18 protein-coding genes, 1 tRNA gene and 2 pseudogenes are annotated in these 18,134 nt (G+C 69.5%); 11 read left to right on the forward strand and 10 right to left on the reverse strand.

The window, feature by feature from the left end:
- The first annotated feature begins 84 nt into the window (after positions 1–84).
- Complete coding sequence (locus OED01_RS00445) at positions 85–1,368, forward strand: serine hydrolase domain-containing protein (protein ID WP_264156422.1); 1,284 nt, start codon at positions 85–87, stop codon at positions 1,366–1,368.
- Between the two features lie 20 nt (positions 1,369–1,388).
- Here OED01_RS00445 and OED01_RS00450 read toward each other — a convergent pair whose 3' ends face one another.
- The 5 genes from OED01_RS00450 to OED01_RS00470 form a co-directional block, all read right to left on the reverse strand.
- Positions 1,389–2,045: a response regulator gene (locus OED01_RS00450; protein WP_264156423.1), complete on the reverse strand. Its 657-nt coding sequence runs from the start codon at positions 2,043–2,045 to the stop codon at positions 1,389–1,391.
- Positions 2,042–3,352: a sensor histidine kinase gene (locus OED01_RS00455; protein WP_264156424.1), complete on the reverse strand. Its 1,311-nt coding sequence runs from the start codon at positions 3,350–3,352 to the stop codon at positions 2,042–2,044. The genes OED01_RS00450 and OED01_RS00455 overlap by 4 nt, the downstream gene beginning before the upstream one ends.
- Positions 3,353–3,393: 41 nt before the next feature.
- A complete protein-coding gene (locus tag OED01_RS00460; protein WP_264156425.1) occupies positions 3,394–4,221 on the reverse strand; it encodes an ABC transporter permease subunit in 828 nt (275 codons plus the stop codon).
- Positions 4,218–5,129 carry an ABC transporter ATP-binding protein gene (locus OED01_RS00465; RefSeq protein WP_264156426.1) on the reverse strand — a complete coding sequence of 304 codons (912 nt, stop codon included), beginning with the start codon at positions 5,127–5,129 and terminating at the stop codon, positions 4,218–4,220. The genes OED01_RS00460 and OED01_RS00465 overlap by 4 nt, the downstream gene beginning before the upstream one ends.
- A gap of 160 nt (positions 5,130–5,289) precedes the next feature.
- On the reverse strand, positions 5,290–5,454 hold the full coding sequence (locus OED01_RS00470) for a hypothetical protein (protein WP_264156427.1): 165 nt from the start codon (positions 5,452–5,454) through the stop codon (positions 5,290–5,292).
- Positions 5,455–5,604: 150 nt separating this feature from the next.
- Between OED01_RS00470 and OED01_RS00475 the strand changes: the two genes are divergently transcribed.
- Positions 5,605–6,780, forward strand: a complete 1,176-nt coding sequence (locus tag OED01_RS00475) for a MalY/PatB family protein (RefSeq protein ID WP_264156429.1) — start codon at positions 5,605–5,607, stop codon at positions 6,778–6,780.
- Position 6,781: 1 nt separating this feature from the next.
- Here OED01_RS00475 and OED01_RS00480 read toward each other — a convergent pair whose 3' ends face one another.
- Positions 6,782–7,768: an aldo/keto reductase gene (locus OED01_RS00480; RefSeq protein ID WP_264156430.1), complete on the reverse strand. Its 987-nt coding sequence runs from the start codon at positions 7,766–7,768 to the stop codon at positions 6,782–6,784.
- Positions 7,769–7,881: 113 nt separating this feature from the next.
- Here OED01_RS00480 and OED01_RS00485 point away from each other — a divergent pair, with 113 nt between their 5' ends.
- The 7 genes and pseudogenes from OED01_RS00485 (at position 7,882) to OED01_RS00515 (ending at position 12,618) form a co-directional block, all read left to right on the forward strand.
- On the forward strand, positions 7,882–8,658 hold the full coding sequence (locus OED01_RS00485; protein WP_264156431.1) for an alpha/beta fold hydrolase: 777 nt from the start codon (positions 7,882–7,884) through the stop codon (positions 8,656–8,658).
- 79 nt (positions 8,659–8,737) lie between these two features.
- On the forward strand, positions 8,738–9,298 hold the full coding sequence (locus OED01_RS00490; protein WP_264157993.1) for a Dps family protein: 561 nt from the start codon (positions 8,738–8,740) through the stop codon (positions 9,296–9,298).
- Between the two features lie 3 nt (positions 9,299–9,301).
- Positions 9,302–10,099 (forward strand): SDR family oxidoreductase, encoded by a 798-nt coding sequence (locus OED01_RS00495; protein ID WP_264156432.1) that lies wholly within the window; start codon positions 9,302–9,304, stop codon positions 10,097–10,099.
- 6 nt (positions 10,100–10,105) lie between these two features.
- Positions 10,106–10,933, forward strand: a complete 828-nt coding sequence (locus tag OED01_RS00500; protein ID WP_264156433.1) for a DUF72 domain-containing protein — start codon at positions 10,106–10,108, stop codon at positions 10,931–10,933.
- Positions 10,934–10,960: 27 nt separating this feature from the next.
- Positions 10,961–11,467 (forward strand): annotated as a pseudogene (locus tag OED01_RS00505) (CGNR zinc finger domain-containing protein); the annotation flags it as partial.
- Positions 11,468–11,701 (forward strand): annotated as a pseudogene (locus OED01_RS00510) (LacI family DNA-binding transcriptional regulator); the annotation flags it as partial. It abuts the pseudogene before it with no gap.
- Positions 11,702–11,919: 218 nt separating this feature from the next.
- A complete protein-coding gene (locus OED01_RS00515; RefSeq protein ID WP_264156434.1) occupies positions 11,920–12,618 on the forward strand; it encodes an NADPH-dependent F420 reductase in 699 nt (232 codons plus the stop codon).
- A 39-nt stretch (positions 12,619–12,657) separates the two neighbouring features.
- Here OED01_RS00515 and OED01_RS00520 read toward each other — a convergent pair whose 3' ends face one another.
- Positions 12,658–13,008 (reverse strand): cyclophilin-like fold protein, encoded by a 351-nt coding sequence (locus OED01_RS00520; RefSeq protein ID WP_264156435.1) that lies wholly within the window; start codon positions 13,006–13,008, stop codon positions 12,658–12,660.
- 138 nt (positions 13,009–13,146) lie between these two features.
- Between OED01_RS00520 and OED01_RS00525 the strand changes: the two genes are divergently transcribed.
- Complete coding sequence (locus OED01_RS00525; protein WP_264156436.1) at positions 13,147–13,686, forward strand: cyclophilin-like fold protein; 540 nt, start codon at positions 13,147–13,149, stop codon at positions 13,684–13,686.
- Between the two features lie 2 nt (positions 13,687–13,688).
- Here OED01_RS00525 and OED01_RS00530 read toward each other — a convergent pair.
- Positions 13,689–13,762: transfer RNA gene (locus tag OED01_RS00530), tRNA-Gly, on the reverse strand.
- An 84-nt stretch (positions 13,763–13,846) separates the two neighbouring features.
- On the opposite strand from OED01_RS00530, the gene dcd reads away from it, so the two are divergent.
- On the forward strand, positions 13,847–14,452 hold the full coding sequence (gene dcd, locus OED01_RS00535; protein ID WP_264156437.1) for a dCTP deaminase: 606 nt from the start codon (positions 13,847–13,849) through the stop codon (positions 14,450–14,452).
- 60 nt (positions 14,453–14,512) lie between these two features.
- On the opposite strand, the gene OED01_RS00540 is transcribed toward dcd, so the two are convergent.
- Both OED01_RS00540 and OED01_RS00545 read right to left on the reverse strand, forming a co-directional pair.
- Entirely contained in the window at positions 14,513–16,543 is a 2,031-nt protein-coding gene (locus OED01_RS00540) for a pectinesterase family protein (RefSeq protein ID WP_264156438.1), read from the reverse strand.
- Positions 16,540–18,093, reverse strand: coding sequence for a pectate lyase family protein (locus OED01_RS00545; protein WP_264156439.1), 1,554 nt, complete (start codon positions 18,091–18,093; stop codon positions 16,540–16,542). Before OED01_RS00545 ends, OED01_RS00540 begins: the two co-directional genes overlap by 4 nt.
- Positions 18,094–18,134: the final 41 nt, after the last annotated feature.

Consider the following 18,134-nt stretch of genomic DNA (forward strand, 5'->3'; position numbering starts at 1 on the left):
TAGAGCGCCGGGCCCCGGGCCGTCGGGGGTGACTTTCAGGATCCGGCCCCTAGACTCGGTGAAAGATACCCCGGGAGTGGATTCATGCACGTTCTGTCGTCGCGCCGATTGCGCGCAGCCGCGGCTTCCGCCGTCGCGCTCGCGCTCCTCCTGACGGGCTGCTCCGGCGATACGGATGTCACCTACACCCCGCCGCCCCAGGTCGACGGGGCGCTGCCCGAGGACATGGTCGCGCAGATGCAGGATGCCGTGAACAGTGCCATGGCCGCGTCGGGCTCCTCCGGCGCGATCGTCGGTGTATGGGTGCCGTGGAGCGGTCAGTGGGTGGCGGCTACCGGGACGCAGGCACAGGGCGATGAGACCCCCGTGACCACCGAGATGGCCTTCCGGGTCGCCGACGTCACTCGTCTGATGACCTGCGACGTGCTGTACGGCATGGCGGACGACGGCCTCGTCGAGCTCGATGCCTCCGTGCCGGACTACGTCTCCGGGGTCGCGGATCTCGACGACATCACGCTGCTCGACCTGTGCAACGGCACGAGCGGGATCGGATCCTCCGAGGCGACTCTCAAGTCCGCCTGGTTGAACACGCCGGAGCGGCGCTGGATTCCGCTCGAGCTCGCCGGTTACGGCCTCGGTCGTGCGCCGTCGACGCCGCACACGGCGTGGCGGGACTCCGATGCCGGGTACATCCTCCTCGGCCTGGCGCTCGAGCGCGCGTCCGGCATGAGCGCCTCCGAACTCATCGACAAGTACGTGGCCGATCCGCTCGATCTCGTGCAGACGCGACTGCCGGGTGACAAGGCGGCTCCGGCCTCGGACGGACCGGTGCTGCGCGGGAACTACCACCCCGTCATCGAGGGTGGTTACAACTGCACCGCACCGGTGGATGTGACCGTCGCGTCGGCGAGCATGGGCTTCACGGACTCCGGCGCCGTCTCGACGATCGAGGAACTCGGTCGGTACGTCCAGGCGGAGGCGGCGCAGGCGCTGCGCGCGGAAGGCGCCGAGCCGGCGCGCTACGGTGCGCCGTTGCCGGTTTCGTCGAAGGCGCCGTCCTGGTACCAGGCGACCGGGGGTGCGCTGCTGGTCGGGTCGATGATCGGCCAGCACGGCTGGACTCCCGGCTACGCGACCTCGGCGTACTCGGATCCGGCCACCGGTTTCACGGTCGCTGTGACGCTGAACAACTCGTCATCGGGGAGCTCCATCGCGGCGTACCTCGCGTGGGAGCTGGCCGCGATCGCGTCGAAGGCGCCTGCCGCTGAGGGGCAGACCGCACCGGAGTTCGGCCTTCCGTTCACCGCCGAGCAGTACCACGACGCCATCGCCGGCATCGTCACCTGCGCGTCGCCGCCCGCGGGCTGACGCGTTCAAGGCCCCGATCGTCAGTCGACGAGCCCGAGCCGGTGCGCGAGGATCACGGCGTGCACGCGGTCGCGTGCGCCCACCTTCGCCAGCACGCGACCCACGTGCGTCTTGACGGTCGATTCGCTGAGGAACAGCGTCTGCGCGATCTCGGCGTTGGACAGGCCGAGAGCGATCTGGACGAACACGTCGCGCTCGCGCTCGGTGAGAGACGACGTGGGGTCGTCTGCGGGCGGTGTGCTCGACAGTCGGGGACCCACATGCTCCAGCAGGCGACGGGTGACGCGCGGTGCGAGCACGGCGTCACCGCGGTGGACGGCGCGGATCGCGGCCGTCAGCTCATGGCGCTGCGCGTCCTTGAGGAGGAACCCGCTCGCCCCGGCGCCGATCGCGCCGAACGCGTACTCGTCGAGATCGAACGTGGTGAGCACGAGCACGCGCGTCTGCGGGCGGGCGTTCACGATCGCGGCGGTGGCGGCGATCCCGTCCATGCCGGGCATCCGCACGTCCATCAGGACGACGTCCGGCGCGAGGGCGGCGGCGCGCGCCACGGCCGCGGCACCGTCGGCGGCCTCGCCCACGACGGCCACATCGTCTTCGGCGTCGAGCACGAGCCGGAAGCCGACGCGGATGAGCTCCTGATCGTCGACGAGCAGCACGCGGATCTGCTCGGTCATGCACTCCTCTTCTCGCCCGGATCGGCGCCACCCGCGGGGAATTCCGCGCGCAGCACCCATCGTCCATCGTCGCGCACCCCGGCATCCAGCGTTCCGCCGAGGTGAGCCGTGCGCTCGGCCAGGCCGGTGAGGCCGAAGCCGCCGGACCTCGCGGCGGGTGCCGCCGCGACGCCGTCGTTGACGATCTGCACCACGAGGGGATCGGCTCGGCGGTCGATCCGGACCGAGACGGCCGACGCCCGGGGTGCGTGGCGCATGGCGTTCGTGACGCCCTCCTGCACGACCCGGCCGATCGCGAACTCGACCGGCTCCGCCGCTCCGGCCTCGCCCGAGACCGAGAGGGTCACCGGGAAACCCGCGCGCTGCGCGGCCGCGACCGTCGTGCGGGGGTCGACGGGGGCGGTGGGCGCGAGCGGCGCATCGGCATCCCCCTCGCGGAGCACGCCCAGCATGGAGCGCATCTCCGACAGCGCGCCACGCGCAGTCGCGGCCGCCGCGACAGAGGCATCCTTCGCGCGCTCCGGATCCGACGTCGCCGCCGCGCCCTCGGACAGCGCGACGATGACGGTCAGCGAGTGCGAGACCACGTCGTGCATCTCCCTGGCGATCCGTGCGCGTTCGGCCGCCGCGGCGATCTGCGCCTGCTGGTCGCGTTCGTTCAGCAGCTGACGGGAACGATCGATGATGGCCTCGACGTAGCGCTTTCGTCCGCCCACGTTGGCGCCGATGAGCGTACCGATGAGGGCGAGGGTGAGCTGTCCGAGCACGGCGTTCGCCGCTGCCTGAAGCGTGATCGCGCCCGCGAGCTGCAGGGCGGCGGCCAGGAGCGTGAGGCCGCCGATCCCGATCCCGAACGCCGTCCAGGCGGCCCGCGATGAGCGGTAGACGGCCATGCCGTAGCTGGAGACGAGCAGCAGCGGGCCTCCGGCGGGGTCCAGCACCAGTAGATACACGACGGCCACGATGTAGGAGGCGATCAGCACGGTCGTCGGCCAGCGCCGGCGACGCAGCAGGAGTGCGCACGCGGCGAACACGAGGACGGAGATCGCGATGCTCGCCCAGATCGGCGGAGGGCTGGAGGCGATGATCGCCCCGTCCGGTCCGACTCGATCTGTCGTGTACATCACCGCGGGGGTGATCGACATCACCAGGCAGACGAGTGCGATCAGGATGTCGGCGAAGAGCGGATGCCGTGCCCAGAACCTTCGGATCATCCCCGGCGGGCGCGGCAGACGGAGCTCCTCCGTGGCCGGATCCTGTGCGGGGATCCGGCCGGCGGAGGAGCTCCGACCGCTCGTGCTCGACACGGGCTCGACTCTACGCGTCACTGGTCTGCGGTGGCGTGCTCTCACGCGTCGCGGGTGCGCAGCACAGCCCACGCCCCCAGCATCCCGGCGGCGACCCACGCGGCCAGCGCGAGATACGCGATCTCGGGGGACAGGCCGTCGACTCCTTCCGGTACGGGGTTGATGGCGTACTGCGCGGCGGACATCGGCAGGTAGCGCGAGGCCTCAGCGATCCACTGCCAGGCATCCCCTGCCATGGTGAAAGTCATCGATACGATCGGCAGCACGAACAGCAGCCCGACGGTCGCCGCGATCGCGCCGGCGCCCGAGCGCAGGATGAACCCGAAGGCGACGCCGATCAGAGCGAAGACCGCCATCGCTGCGGAGGCGAGCAGGATCGGTCGGATGGTGACATCGAAGTCGGACCAATCCAGACCCAGACCCTTGGACTCCGCGATCGGGCTGATGACGAGAGCCGCGCCGAAGAAGATCACCAGCGACGCGACGAACAGCAGCGCAGCCAGCACGACGGCCTTCGCCGCCAGCACCATCCCGCGCACGGGCACGGCGCTGAGCGTGGAGCGGATCATCCCGGTGGAGTACTCGCCGGTCACCGAGATCGTGCCAAGGATGCCGGCGAGCAGCATCGTGAACTGGATCGGCGAGACGACAGCCTGGATCATGGGGAACTGGTCCGCGGCACCGACCGTCGACGCGATCAACGTGGCGATCCCGACGGTCAGCAGGGCTGTGATCCCGATCGACCACCAGGTCGATCGCAGCGTGGCGATCTTGATCCATTCGCTGCGTAGGGTTCGCAGGAAGGTCAGTCGGTACGGCGACGTGACGTGCGTGGTGCGTCGCGTGCCCTCCGCGGTCATGGTGCTCATGCGATCTCCTTGGTCCGGTATTCGACCGAGTCGCCGGTGAGCGCCAGGTAGGCGTCTTCGAGCGATCCGGTGGTGGGGGTGAGCTCGTGCAGGGGGATCCCGCGGTCTGCGGCGATGTCGCCGATGCGGGATGCCGGAAGCCCCACGATCTCCAGCAGGTCGGGCTCGGTGCTGACGATCTCCACGTCGGCGTGCGTGACGGCCTCGGCCAGCGCCGCGGCCCGCGGTGTGCGGACGCGCACCGTATTGGCCGTCCATGCCCGCACGAGGTCGTCCAGTGATGCGTCGGCGAGCACTCGGCCGCGTCCCATCACGATGACGTGGTCGGCGGTCTGCGCCATCTCGCTCATGAGGTGGCTGGACAGGAGCACGGTGCGTCCCTCGGATGCCGCGTGGCGCACGAACTGGCGCACCCAGCGCACGCCCTCGGGGTCGAGGCCGTTGACCGGCTCGTCGAGGATGAGGGTGTGCGGGTCGCCGAGCAGCGCCGAGGCGATGCCGAGCCGCTGGCCCATACCGAGCGAGAACTTCCCGGCGCGCTTGCGGGCCACCGGGGTGAGCCCGGCGAGGTCGATGACCTCGTCGACGCGGGCGGACCCGATGCCGTGGGTGGCCGCCATGGCACGCAGGTGGTTCCGCGCGGTGCGACCGGTGTGCACGGCCTTCGCGTCGAGGAGCACCCCGACATGGGTCAGCGGTGCGGGCAGCCGACGGTATTCGACGCCGTCGATCGTGGTGCGCCCGGCCGTCGGGCGGTCGAGCCCGACGATCATGCGCATCGTGGTGGACTTGCCGGCGCCGTTGGGACCGAGGAAACCGGTGACGGCGCCGGGGCGGATGGTGAACGACACGTCCTCGACGGCCGTCTTGTCCCCGAATCTCTTCGTGAGGCCTTCTGCAGTGATCATGCTGTCGACGCTACGGACAGGAGGCGTCGGCGCGCGTCCTCCCGCGGTACCGAGTGTGCGGGGCGGGACGGCACCGCAGGACCACAGTGAAAGAGGCCGCGACGGTCTTCCGTCGCGGCCTCTTCCTTTCACCGATGCGCAACAGGTGCGCCCCGGGATGTCAGACTCTGTTGCGTCCGCCGATCACTCGGAACAGGAACGCGATCAGCGCGATGACACCGACGATCAGCGCCACCCACAGCAACCAGTTCAGCGCTGTGTTGAGGCCGCCGACGATGGCGAGAATGACGGCGATGACGATGATCAGCACCAATGCGATGTTCATGAACGACTCCTTCGCTCGGGTTGTGCATCCATCATCCCGCGGCTTCCCAGATCGAGCCGGAGGGTTGACGCGCCCTCTTCCGCAGTGCTAGCCGCGCCCGAGTGTCGTCGGGGGCAGGGAGAATGGGGAGGACGAGTTCAGAGGAGAGACATGGCAGCGCATCCCTTCGACGCGATCACCGCGGACGATCTTCGCCAGGCCGGCAGCGTGAAGTGGACGGCCTTCCCGGACACGATCGGCGCCTTCGTCGCCGAGATGGACTTCGGTGTCGCGCCCGCGATCAGCGACGCGGTCAAGGCATCGCTGGATGCCGGGCTCACGGGGTACCTGCCGACGCGACTGACGACGCAGCTCGCCGAGGCCACGGCATCCTGGTACTCCGAGAAGTACGGCTGGGACGTGCCGGCCGAGCGCGTGCGCGCCGTGCCGGACGTGATCGCGGCGTTCGAATTCGCGATCACGTCGTCCACCTCGCCGGGCGCCGCGGTGATCGTGCCGACACCGGCATACATGCCGTTCCTGACGGTGCCTGGGCGCCTCGGACGACGGGTGATCGAGGTGCCGAGCGTCCTCGTCGGGGGCCGCTGGGTCATGGACCACGCCGGCGTGACGGCGGCGTTCGCCGACGGCGGCGAGCTGCTCGTGCTCTGCAACCCGCACAACCCGCTCGGCACGGTCGCCACCCGTGACGAGATGCTCGAGATCGCCGCCACGGTGGATGCCGCGGGCGGGCGGGTGTTCAGCGATGAGATCCACGCACCGCTCGTGTTCGCTCCGGGAACCCACATTCCGTACGCGTCGGTGTCCGACGTCGCAGCAGCGCACACGCTGACTGCGGCATCCGCGTCGAAGGCGTTCAACCTCGCCGGCTTCAAGTGCGCACAGCTGATCTTCTCGAACGACGAGACCGAACGGCTGTGGGAGGAGGACGGCGGCTGGGCCGGTCACGGCACGGCGACCATCGGCGTCGTCGCCAACGTCGCCGCCTACACCGGAGGCGAGGCCTGGCTCGACGACGTCGTGGACTATCTCGATGGCAATCGGCGACTTCTCGCCGAGCTGGTCGACGAGATCCCCGGCGTGAGCATGACCATGCCCGAAGGGACATATATCGCGCTGCTGGACTTCCGTGAGACCGGTCTGACCGGTGATCTGGCCGCATGGTTCCGCGAACATGCCGGTGTCGCCATGACCGACGGCTCGGCCTGCGGGGAGGCGGCGATCGGATACACGCGGTTCGTGTTCGCGACGCCGCGGCCGGTCATGGTCGACGCCATGGCACGGGTCAAGCAGGCGCTGGCCGAGGTGGCCGAGCGCGCGGCTTGAGTCAGCGGCCCACGGCCTGCATGCCGGCCGGGTTGTAGCGATCACCGGCGACCCCGAAACGCGCGACGAGCGTGTCGAGATCGGCGATGTCGTCCGCGGACAGGGCGACACCTGTGGCCGCCGCGTTCTCGTCGATGCGCTCCCGACGACGCGTGCCGGGGATCGGCACGATGAACGGATGCTGCGCGAGCAGCCAGGCGAGCGCGATCTGGCCGGGGGATGCGTCCCGCGCCGCGGCGAGATCCTTCACGTGATCGACGAGCCGGAGGTTGGCGGCAAGGTTCTCCGCCTCGAAGCGGGGGACTTTGGCGCGGATCTCATCGGAGCCGAACGTGCTGTCGGCGGTCACGGTTCCGGTGAGGAACCCCTTGCCCAGCGGGCTGAACGGCACGAATCCGATGCCCAACTCGGCGCACGTCGGAAGCACCTCCGGTTCGGGGTCGCGCGTCCACAGCGAGTACTCGCTCTGGACCGCCGTGACCGGGTGCACGGCGTGCGCTCTCCGGATCGTCGACGCCGCAGCCTCGGAGAGTCCGAGGTGGCGCACCTTGCCCTCGGCGATCAGGTCGCCGACGGTGCCGGCGACATCCTCGATGGGCACCGCGGGGTCGACGCGGTGCTGATAGAGCAGGTCGATCGTCTCGATTCCGAGGCGCTGCAGCGAGCCTTCGGCCGCGGCGCGGATGCCCTCGGGGCGAGAGTCCGTCCCGACCGAAGCACCGCCTTGGATGTCGAAGCCGAACTTCGTGGCGATCGTGACCCGGTCCCGGACCGGTCGCAGCGCTTCACCGACGAGCTCCTCGTTGTCGTACGGGCCGTACACCTCGGCGGTGTCGATGAACGTGACGCCGTGATCGACCGCGTAGCGGAGGACATCGATCATCTCCTGGCGATCGCCGGGGTTGGGTCCGTAGCTCTGGGACATGCCCATGGCGCCGAGGCCGATCGCGGAGACCTCGAGGCCCTGGCCGAGTGTGCGGGTGTGCATGCTGGTTCCTTCCGTCACCGCCAGCGTAGGCCGCGGGGGTGCGGGGAGGGAGGTTCTCTCAGGGCACCCCAGGTCGGAGACACGATGTCGCCGCCTGGGACTAGCGTGGCGTCATGGAGATCGTCACCTCTGCCGACGGAACACCCATCGCCACCCGCACGACGGGGTCCGGCCCGACCGTCGTCATCGTGAACGGCGCCCTGTCCACGGCCCGCGATGCGCAGGAGATCGCGCGGGCGTTCGCCGACATCGGATTGCGCGCTGTCACCTACGACCGGCGCGCCCGCGGCGACAGCGGTGACGCCGCGCCGGCCGAGCCGCTTCGCGAGGTGGAGGATCTCGCGGCGGTGATCGCGGCCTCCGGATCCGAAGCCTCTGTGATCGGGCACTCGTCGGGTGCCGTGCTCGCGCTCTACGCCGCTGGCGAGGGCGTGCCGATGAGCCGACTGTTCCTCTCCGAGCCGCCGTTCCGATTCGGTGCGGGCGACCCCGCCGCCGATCTGACCGAGCGTCTGCAGGCGCTGGTCGACGACGGGCGTCCGGGCGACGCCGTCGTGCTGTTCCAGCGCGAGGGGGTCGGCCTGCCCGAGGCCTTCATCGAGCAGTTCCGTGCTTCGCCGGGGTTCGACCAGGTCGCACGACTCGGACGCTCCACCGTCTACGACGTCCTCGTGACCCAGCGCACGTCGACCCCGACGGCGGCCATGCTCGGAGTGTCGATGCCGGTGACGATCCTGCGCGGCTCCGAGACCATGCCGATCCTCGTCTCCGCGGCTTCCCGTCTGGCCGCTGCGATGCCGGACGCCGAGTTCGTGGAGGTGCCCGAGTCGATCGGCCACCGGATGGACCCGGAGGCGACCGCGCGCATCGTCGCCGCCCGACTCACCTGACTCGCGGCCTGGATCAGCGGCGTCGCCGCTGTCAAGCCCCTCCGATCCGCCGGGGAGGTCGCGTTACGGTCGCCGCATGATGGCAACGACGAAGACATCCTCCACCAAGGCATCCGTCTCCCGTACCGCGCGCGGCGGGAGCGGCGAGAAGCGCACGCGTCGGCAGAACGCCGAGAAGGGCTTCGTGGCGTCTCCCGAGCTGAGCGCGCACCTGCAGGCCGTACTCGTCGACCTGCTCGAACTGGCGATGCAGGGCAAGCAGGCGCACTGGAACGTCGTGGGCAAGAACTTCCGCGACACGCATCGGCAGCTCGACGACATCATCGAGGCGGCGCGCGAGTTCAGCGACACGGTCGCCGAGCGCATGCGCGCGCTGCACGCCGTGCCCGACGGGCGCAGCGACACGGTGGCGTCGAGCACGACGCTGCCGGAGTATCCGCAGGGCGAGGTCGACACGACCGAGACCGTCGACCTCATCACGGCACGACTCGAGGCGGTCGTCGGAACCCTGCGCGAAGTGCATGACGGCGTCGACGAGGAGGACCCCACGAGTGCGGACATCCTCCACGCGATCATCGAGAAGCTGGAGCAGTTCGCCTGGATGGTGAGCGCGGAGAACCGTACCCCGGCGGGACGCTGACCCATGGATGCTGAGCCTCGCCGCGCGATCGTCACCGGCGCGGATTCCGGAATCGGTCGCGCGACCGCCGTCGCGCTCGCAGCCGAGGGCGTCGATGTGGCGATCACCTGGCATTCGGATGCCGCGGGAGCGGAGGAGACCGCCGAAGAGGTCCGCTCTCACGGATCGCGGGCGATCGTCGCGCGATTGGACACGTCGGAGATCCCGGCGTGCGGCGACGTGGTCGACGAGCTGGTCGCCGAACTCGGCGGCCTGGACGTGTTCGTGAACAATGCGGGGATGGGGCTTTCCACCCCCTTCCTCGAGGTCGGGATCGACGAGTGGCGGCGGGTCGTCGATGTGGACCTGACCGGCGCTTTCGTCTGTCTGCAACGGGCGGCTCGGCACCTCGTCGCCGCGGGGAACGGAGGGCGTCTGATCGCGGTCACGAGTGTGCACGCGCATCAGCCGATGGTCGGATCCAGCGCCTACGACGCGGCCAAGCACGGCCTCGCCGGACTGATGAAGAACATCGCGCTCGAGCTCGGCGGCCACGGGATCACCGCGGTCAGTGTCGCACCGGGTGAGATCGCCACCGGTATGACCGGAAACGAGGACACCGACCCTCGCGAGGTGGATCGCCCGGGCATCCCGCTGGGACGGCCGGGGGATGCCCGTGAGGTGGCGGCGCTGATCGCCTTCCTCGCATCGCCGGGTGGGGCGTACATCAGTGGCACGTCGATCGCCATCGACGGCGGCATGCTGCAGATGGGACCGCAGGCGGGAGCGGCGATCACCCAGCACGGATGGCGGACGGTGTGAGGGCGGATGGCGCGCGCTCCGGTCGTGCGGATCGGCACCTCGGGGTGGCGGTACCCGCGCTGGCGCGGTGATTTCTATCCCGAGGGGCTCGCCCAGCGGCGCGAGCTGGAGTACATCGGATCCCGCTTCTCGACCGTCGAACTGAACGGTTCGTTCTATTCGCTGCAGCGGCCGGAGAGCTACCGGCGGTGGCGTGCGGCCGTGCCGGACGACTTCCTGTTCGCGGTGAAAGGCTCGCGTTACATCACCCACATGCTGCGCCTTCGCGATGTCGAGACGGCGCCGGCGAACTTCTTCGCCTCCGGCGTGCTCGCGCTCGGCTCCGCCCTCGGACCGCTCCTGTGGCAGCTGCCCGAGCGCGAGGAGTTCGACCCGGAGGTGCTGACGTCGTTCCTCTCCCTACTGCCACGATCGACGGGCGAGGCACTGGAGCTTGCGCGTCGCCACGACGATCGGATGTCGGGGAGGGCCTGGCTGCAGATCGATGGGGACAGGCCGTTGCGGCACGCGCTCGAGCCGCGTTCGGTGTCGTTCGGCGAGGCCGAGGATCTGCTGCGCGGGCATCGCGTCGCGATGACCGTGGCCGACACGGCGGGGCGTTTCCCGCTCTTCGACTCCGTCACGGCTGACTTCGTCTACGTCCGCCTTCATGGCGCGCAGGAGCTCTACACGAGCGGCTACACGGATGCCGAACTCGATGAGTGGGCTTCACGCATCCGCGAGTGGACGGATGCCGGGCTCGATGTATATGCGTATTTCGACAACGACGCCCGCGGGCACGCCCCGCACGATGCGGTGCGGCTCGCAGAGCGGGTGGCGCCCGGCATTGCGTGACACCGGTGAATGCGGTTCACTGGTGTCATGACGATCGATGCGGTGATTGCGCCGCCCGCCGCGCAGCTGCTCATCGACTTCGTGAACACGGTCGAATGGCAGGTCGACGAGGAGGCGTGGAGCAGTCCTCGAGCGCTCCGGGCCTGGCTGGATGAGCGGACGGGACGCGATCCGGGGTCGCTCACCGAGAAGGACCTGCTCGTCGCGCGCCGCCTGCGCGAGGGTCTGCGCGAAGCGCTCCTGGCGCACGCCGGGCACGATCCGAGGCCCGGCGCGATCGACGGGGTGAACGCGTTGCTCGCCGGACTCCCGTTGCAGCTGCGGTTCGACGAGGAGGGACAGGTGCATGCGGCATCCGTCGGCGCCTTCTTCCTCGCGCCCACCCTGGCCGCGCTCGATACGGCGCGTGCCGATGGCAGCTGGGCCCGGGTGAAGGCATGCTCGCGCGACTCCTGCCGCTGGGCGTACTGGGATGCGTCGCGCAACCGATCGGGGCGGTGGTGCACGATGGCGGGGTGCGGCAACTACGTCAAGATGCGTCGCCGGAACGCGCCCGCCGCGGCCCGCGCCGACGTGGTCGCGTCATCGGGCCGAGCGCCTCGGAAGCTGGACGTCGCTGCCGTCGCGGGCGTCTCGATGAAGACGGTGTCCAACGTCGTGACCGGCGCCGTGCCGGTCGCTCCCGCGACGCGTGAACGGGTGGAAGCGGCGATCGAGGAACTCGGTTACCGGCCCAATCTCGCGGCCCGCGAGCTGCGCACCGGGCGGCGCGAGCCCAGCGGACCGCGCGACTGAGCGGGCCGGCTATGAGAGGGCGCACGAGCCGGAGCATCCCTCATGCGATCCGGCCCCGGGCCCGGTGTCCGCGCATAGGCTGGAAACGGAGCGCCGTTGCCCGGACCGCGCGATCTTCCGATCGGGACGCGTCCGCACTCTGAGTCCTCCTGCGCTGAGCGACGGCGTGTCCCCGACGAGAGGATCAATCCGTGACAGAAATCGGCATCATCGGCAGTGGCGCGATCGGCGCGGGAATCGCCCGTCTGGCGGTCGCGGCCGGCATCGATGTGAAGATCGCGAACTCCCGTGGGCCGGAGTCGCTGAACGATCTGATCGACGAGCTCGGCTCGAGAGCGACAGCGGCAACCGCCGCTGAGGCGGCCCGGTTCGGAGACCTCGTCGTCCTCGCCGTACCGCTCGGCGCCTATGCGGCACTCCCCGTCGAAGCGCTGCGTGGGCGTCCGGTGCTGTCGACCGGCAACTACTATCCGTACCGCGATGGTCGGCTCGAGATGCTGGACTCGCTGTCGGTGACGACGGCCGAGTACGAGCAGTCACTGCTGCGGGAATCCCGGATCGTGAAGGCCTTCAACAACATCGTCGCCCACCACCTCGCCGGGCTCGCCCATTCGACGCCCCGCACGGCCCTGCCGGTCGCAGGAGACGACGACGAGGCCAAGCGTGCGTCGATGGAGATCGTCCAGACTCTCGGCTTCGATGCCGTGGATGCCGGTTCGCTGACGGACTCGTGGCGGTTCGAGCCCGAATCCGGCGCCTACACCGGGATCTACTTCGCCGGCGGCCACGAGGACTACCTCGCCGATCCTGGCGCACCGCTTCCCGCGGATCGACTGCGGGAACTGCTCGCTGCGTCTCATCGCCCGGATGTGGCTGCTCGGGAATTCTGAGCTCCCGCCCCTAAGCGCTCACCGACGCACGAGCGGATTTCAGCTGGGCATGATGCTGATGACCGTGCCGTCCGGGAGGGCCCGGAGCGCCTCGAGGTCGTGATCGAATCTCCCCACGCGCACGAGTCCCGGCCACGTTCCGGGGCTTGCGTAGTAGAGCACCAGGGTCTGCATCGGCGCGTAGTACCCGATTTCGCCTGGATGCGGGGCGTCGGCCTCGGGCACGCCGTCCAGAACGAGGTCGCGCCTCAGGGGCGCGACTTTCTCGACGTCGTTGAAGTCGTCGAACGGAAGGGTGAGCGGCAGCAGCTCGCCGAGCTGCCGCGCGACGGGGTTCTCGAAGAGCTCGCCTTCGGCGATACGACCGTCAATGATCAGTTCGATGCGCATGAGTGCCTCCGGGTTCACCGTACCCAGCGCACGGCGCGGGATGGGAGGCCCTGCCAGTACGCCCTTTCTCGGAGACTCCCGTAGCTGCGTCGGAGCGCGTTTACTCGGTGGCGACCGCCCACGACCGAGAGGCACGCGATGGCCCTGCGCACGTTCACGATCGGTACCACTCTCCTGCTCGCCCTTGTGCTCACAGCATGCGGCGCGGCATCCGATGAGCCGACGCCGGCCGCCTCACCGCCGCGGGCCGCCGAGTCGACCTCGGTCCGGACGAGCCCTGCGCCCGAGTCGACGCGTGACGAGCCGTCGGTGGTCGGCACGATCGTGCGGTTCTCCGCCGGGGATGCCGTGGTCGACGTCACGATCGGCGAGGACAGCCCGGCGACCCGCGACTTCCTCTCGATGCTTCCGATGACGCTCGAGCTGGCCGAGTTCAACGGCCGCGAGAAGATCGCCTACCCCGGCCGCGAGCTGGCCTGGGAGGGATCGCCCGGCTCCGATCCCGCGGACGGCGACCTGATCTACTTCACGCCGTGGGGCAACATCGGCTTCTACTACGACACGTCGGGCATCGGCTACTCGGACGACACGCTGCACCTCGGCACGTATGACGCGACGGAGGAAGAGCTGTCCCGGTTCGAGGGCGCGCGCACCTCGGTGGAGATCGTGGAGCAGTGATGTGGAGGGGCTGACGGGAATCGAACCCGCGCTGTCTGCTTGGGAAGCAGAAGTTCTACCATTGAACTACAGCCCCGTACCGGCATCCGAAGAGGCAGGCAAGCGAAAGCCTACCGGCCGAGGGCGACATCACCAAAGCACCGCGCACTAGGCTGTTCCCGTGCTTCTCAGCGACCGCGACATCACCGCAGAACTCGCCGCCGGCCGGATCGGGCTTGAGCCGCACGACCCGGCGATGGTGCAGCCGTCCAGCGTCGACGTGCGCCTGGACCGTTACTTCCGGCTGTTCGACAACCACAAGTATCCGTTCATCGATCCGTCAGAGGATCAGCCGGAGCTCACCCGCCTGATCGAGGTGGCTCCCGACGAACCGTTCATCCTGCACCCTGGCGAGTTCGCGCTCGGTGCGACCTTCGAGCAGGTCTCGCTGCCCGACGACGTCGCCGCGCGTCTGGAAGGCAAGTCGTCGCTCGGCCGTCTCGGACTCATCACGCACTCGACGGCGGGCTTCATCGACCCGGGCTTCACCGGCCACGTGACGCTCGAGCTGGCCAACGTCGCCACGCTGCCGATCAAGCTGTGGCCGGGCATGAAGATCGGGCAGCTCTGCTTCTTCCGCCTGACCTCGCCCGCCGAGAACCCGTACGGCTCCGGCCCGTACGGCAACCGCTACCAGGGGCAGCGCGGCCCGACGGCATCCCGCTCGTTCCAGAACTTCCACCGCACGGATGTCGGGGTCACCGACCTCGGCTCGACCGGCGGCTGAGACCACGCAGGAGGGGCGCCCGGTCCGAAGACCGGGCGCCCCTTCGCGCAGACGGTCAGCTCAACTCCACGGAGCCCAGCCGTCCTCGCCCGACAGGTAGGCCTCGCGGGTGTGCGCGCTCGCTTCGTCGTCCGTCAGCTGCGGACGCCCGGCGTCCTCGCCGACGACCGCACCAGGACCGGTGTTGGAGTACTCCCGGAAGAAGTCCTCCTGCCACACCCAGCCGCTCATGTCCGACCACGCGGGCGTGCGGATGTGAGCGCCGAGCTCCGAGTCGCGCACGACCATCGCCGGGTCCACGGCCGGGTTGCTGCTCGGGTGCCACGGGCGTCCGAGGAACACCGTGCCGGCCGCGGCATCCGATGTGAACCGGGAGTCCAGGAACAGGAAGCCCTTGCCGCCGGGCACGGTGGCGGGAGCGGCGACATAGCCGTTGACGGCCGACGCGCGATCCAGTGAGTGGATCTCGGAGTCCTCCGCGACCAGCGTTCCGCCTCCGTAGATGAAGTCGACATCGCCTTCGACGTACGAGTCGGTCATCCAGACCCGCGAGGGCTGCGTCTTCGAGATCGGATCCACCAGGAACGTGTCCTGGTTACCGAGCAGCCGCACCCCGTCGAGCACCGTGCGGTCGGCCGCGGCGCGCAGCGCCAGCGCCTGACTGCCGCCGTTCAGCGCCTCGTCGTACGCGTTCTCGATCGTGATGTCGCGCAGCGTGACGTCGTCCGCGAGTACCGACAGCACCGGCGACCCGGTGTGCCCCCACGTCCCGCCGTAGAACTTCGCCTGCCCGGCCGCGAGATCGTACGAGATCACCACATCGGATGCCTCGCCTGTCGCGCCGCGGATCGTCAGACCGTCGGCATCCGGCCAGATCCGGACGACCTCGCGGTAGACGCCCGGCTGCACGATGAGCTCGACCGGATGCTTCGCACGGGACGCCGCACCCACCGCCGCACTCACGCTGGCGTAGTCGCCGGTGCCATCGAGGGCGACGGTGACCTGCTTCTTGACCTTCTCGTCCTTGCCGAGCGGGCCGCCGTGGGCGTCGACGACCGAGACGACGTCCGCCACGGCATCCGGCGTGTAGGCGTAGAAGGTCGACGGTTCGAACGTCGGGCCGGTGTCATCCTTGCGGCCGCGGATGCCGGTGAACCTGTTGTCCCGCGAGTCCACCTTCGACTCCGGGTCCTTCGCGACGATCGCGTCCTCGCCGTTCTCGTAGACGCTGGACTCGACCACGAGCTGCGCCGCACCGCGGGACATCGTGCCGTAGTGCGCCTGCCCCTCGAACCAGTTGTTGTACAGGTGCCCGGCGGCGACGTTGTCGATGCTGGCGTTGCGCTGGTACGTGTTCGAGAACTGGTTGTGATGCATCGTGATCGTCGTCACGACGTTCTTCGTCCAGCCGACGCCGACCGTCTTGTTGTGGTCGCGGAAGACGTTCCACGACAGGGTCACGGCCGTGGAGTCCTTCCGCACATCGACGAGCCCGTCGCCGAGCCGCGTGAACTCGTTGTGATCGATCCAGACGTGCGAGGACGTGTCGATCCGGATGCCGTCGTTGTCGTTGTCCTCGCCCTTGCCGTCCCAGTCGCCGGCGACGTACGAGTCGCGGAACGTGAGATTGCGCACGATCACGTTGGACACGCGGTCCAGGAACAACCCGCCGCCGACGAGCTCGGCATCCCGTCCTGCACCGGCGATCGTCTTGTCGGACGCGACCCGGATCTGCGACCCGAAGGGCTCCACATCCACCGTGCCCTTGACGAGGATCGTCAGCGGCTCCTCGAGCGCGGCGTACGCCGCCAATTCGGCGGCATCGTCGGCGACGACCAGCCGCCCGCCCGCACCGCCGGTCGTCCCGTCCGGCAGTTCGGCGGTCGGCGTGGACGCGAAGCCCGTCGCCGTGGGCGACCAGACCGGGCCGTCGGCCGTCGCCGTGGTCGGAGCCTCGATGCGCTCGAGCAGCGCGACGCCGTCGGCGGCCGGGTCTACCGTGTCGGCGTGCGCCGGTGCGGCGATCAGGGTCAGTGCGAGCACGGGTGCGCTCGCCGCGACGGCGAGTCGGGTCATCTTCCTGCTGTTCATCGGTCCTCTCCTTCGAAGAGCGTGTCGCCGAGCACGACGACGTCGTCCAGGGTGATGCCGACCCCCGCAGACCGCAGCGCGTACGCGGTCTTGGGAGCGGCCGGGTCGTTGAGGGGGTTCTCGAGCGTGACGCTCTGGAGCATGACGGCATCGGCGAGGACGTTGACCGTCGGCCAGTCGCCGCTCGCCTTGTCGTACGTGATCACGACATCCTTCGGGTCGCCGGTCGCGCCGCGGATGGTCAGCTTGTCGGCATCCGGCCAGATCGAGACGACCTCGCGGTAGGTACCCGGCTGCACGACGACCTCCACCGGGTGCGCGCTGCGGGATGCCGCACCGACGGCCGCGTGGAGCGACAGGTAGTCGCCGGTGCCGTCCTGCGCGACCGTCACGCGGCGCTCGGCGTCGTCGCCGGTGCGGTGCACCGGACCGGCATCCTTCTCCAGGATCTTGCGGACGTCGTCCACGGCATCCGCCGTGTAGGCGTAGTGCTCCGTCGCGTCGAAGGTCGGGCCGGTGTCGCGCGGCGCCTCACCCCAGACGTCCTCGAAGATGTTGTCCTGCTGGAACACCGAACCCTCGCCGATCAGCGGGTTGCGCGCGTGCTCGAAGACGTTGGACTCCACCACGAGCTCGGTCTCGGCTCCGCGGGCGTTCATGCCGTACGAGCTCACGCCGGACAGCCAGTTGTTGTAGACGTGGCCGGCCGCGACGTTGTCGAGGCTGCCGTTGCGCTGATGCACGTTCGAGAAGCGATTGTGGTGCAGCGTGAGCGTCGTCACCACGTTGTCGGTCCATCCGACGCCGAGGGTCTTGTTGTGGTCACGGAAGTAGTTCCAGGATGCCGTGACGTCCGTCGAGTCCTTGCGGATGTCGAGCTGCCCGTCGCCCAGACGCGCGAACTCGTTGTGGTCGACCCAGACGTGATGCGACGTGTCGACGCGGATGCCGTCGTTGTCGTTCTCCGGCGACTTGCCGTCCCAGTCGCCGCCGATGAACGAATCGCGGAACGTCAGATTGCGGATGATCACGTTGGACACGCGGTCGAGCAGGAGCCCGCCGTTCACGATCTCACCGCCTCCGCTCGCGCCGACGATCGTCTTGTCCGCGGCGACCCGGATCATGCTGCCGTCGCCGACGTCGATCGTGCCGTCGACGAGCACCGTCAGGGGCTCGGCGGATGCCGCGGCCGCCGACAGTTCGGCGGCATCGTCGACCGTGACCACCTCGCCGCCCGCGCCTCCGGTGGTTCCGTCGGGGAGTGCATCGGTCGGCACCGAGGCGAAGCCGGTCGCGGTCGGCGACCACACCGGGCCGTCGGCCGTCGTCGTGGTCGGTGCGTCGATCTGCCGCAGCAGCTCGCTGCCACTCGAGTGCGCCTCGGCGGGGACCGGGGCGCCGACGGCCGACGGGGCGAACGCGCTCAGGGCCAGCAGCGGAGCACCGATGATCGCGGCGGTGGCGACGTATCGTCGGCCGCGATGCCTGCGGATGCCTGGTGGGGAATCCGCGGAAATGGGCGCGCCGGAAGAGCGGGGCTTGAAGGACATCATCGTTCCTCTCGCAGATGGGAACCGGTGTGGGGAACCGG

It is taken from the genome of Microbacterium sp. M28 (assembly GCF_025836995.1).
Taxonomy (GTDB): domain Bacteria; phylum Actinomycetota; class Actinomycetes; order Actinomycetales; family Microbacteriaceae; genus Microbacterium.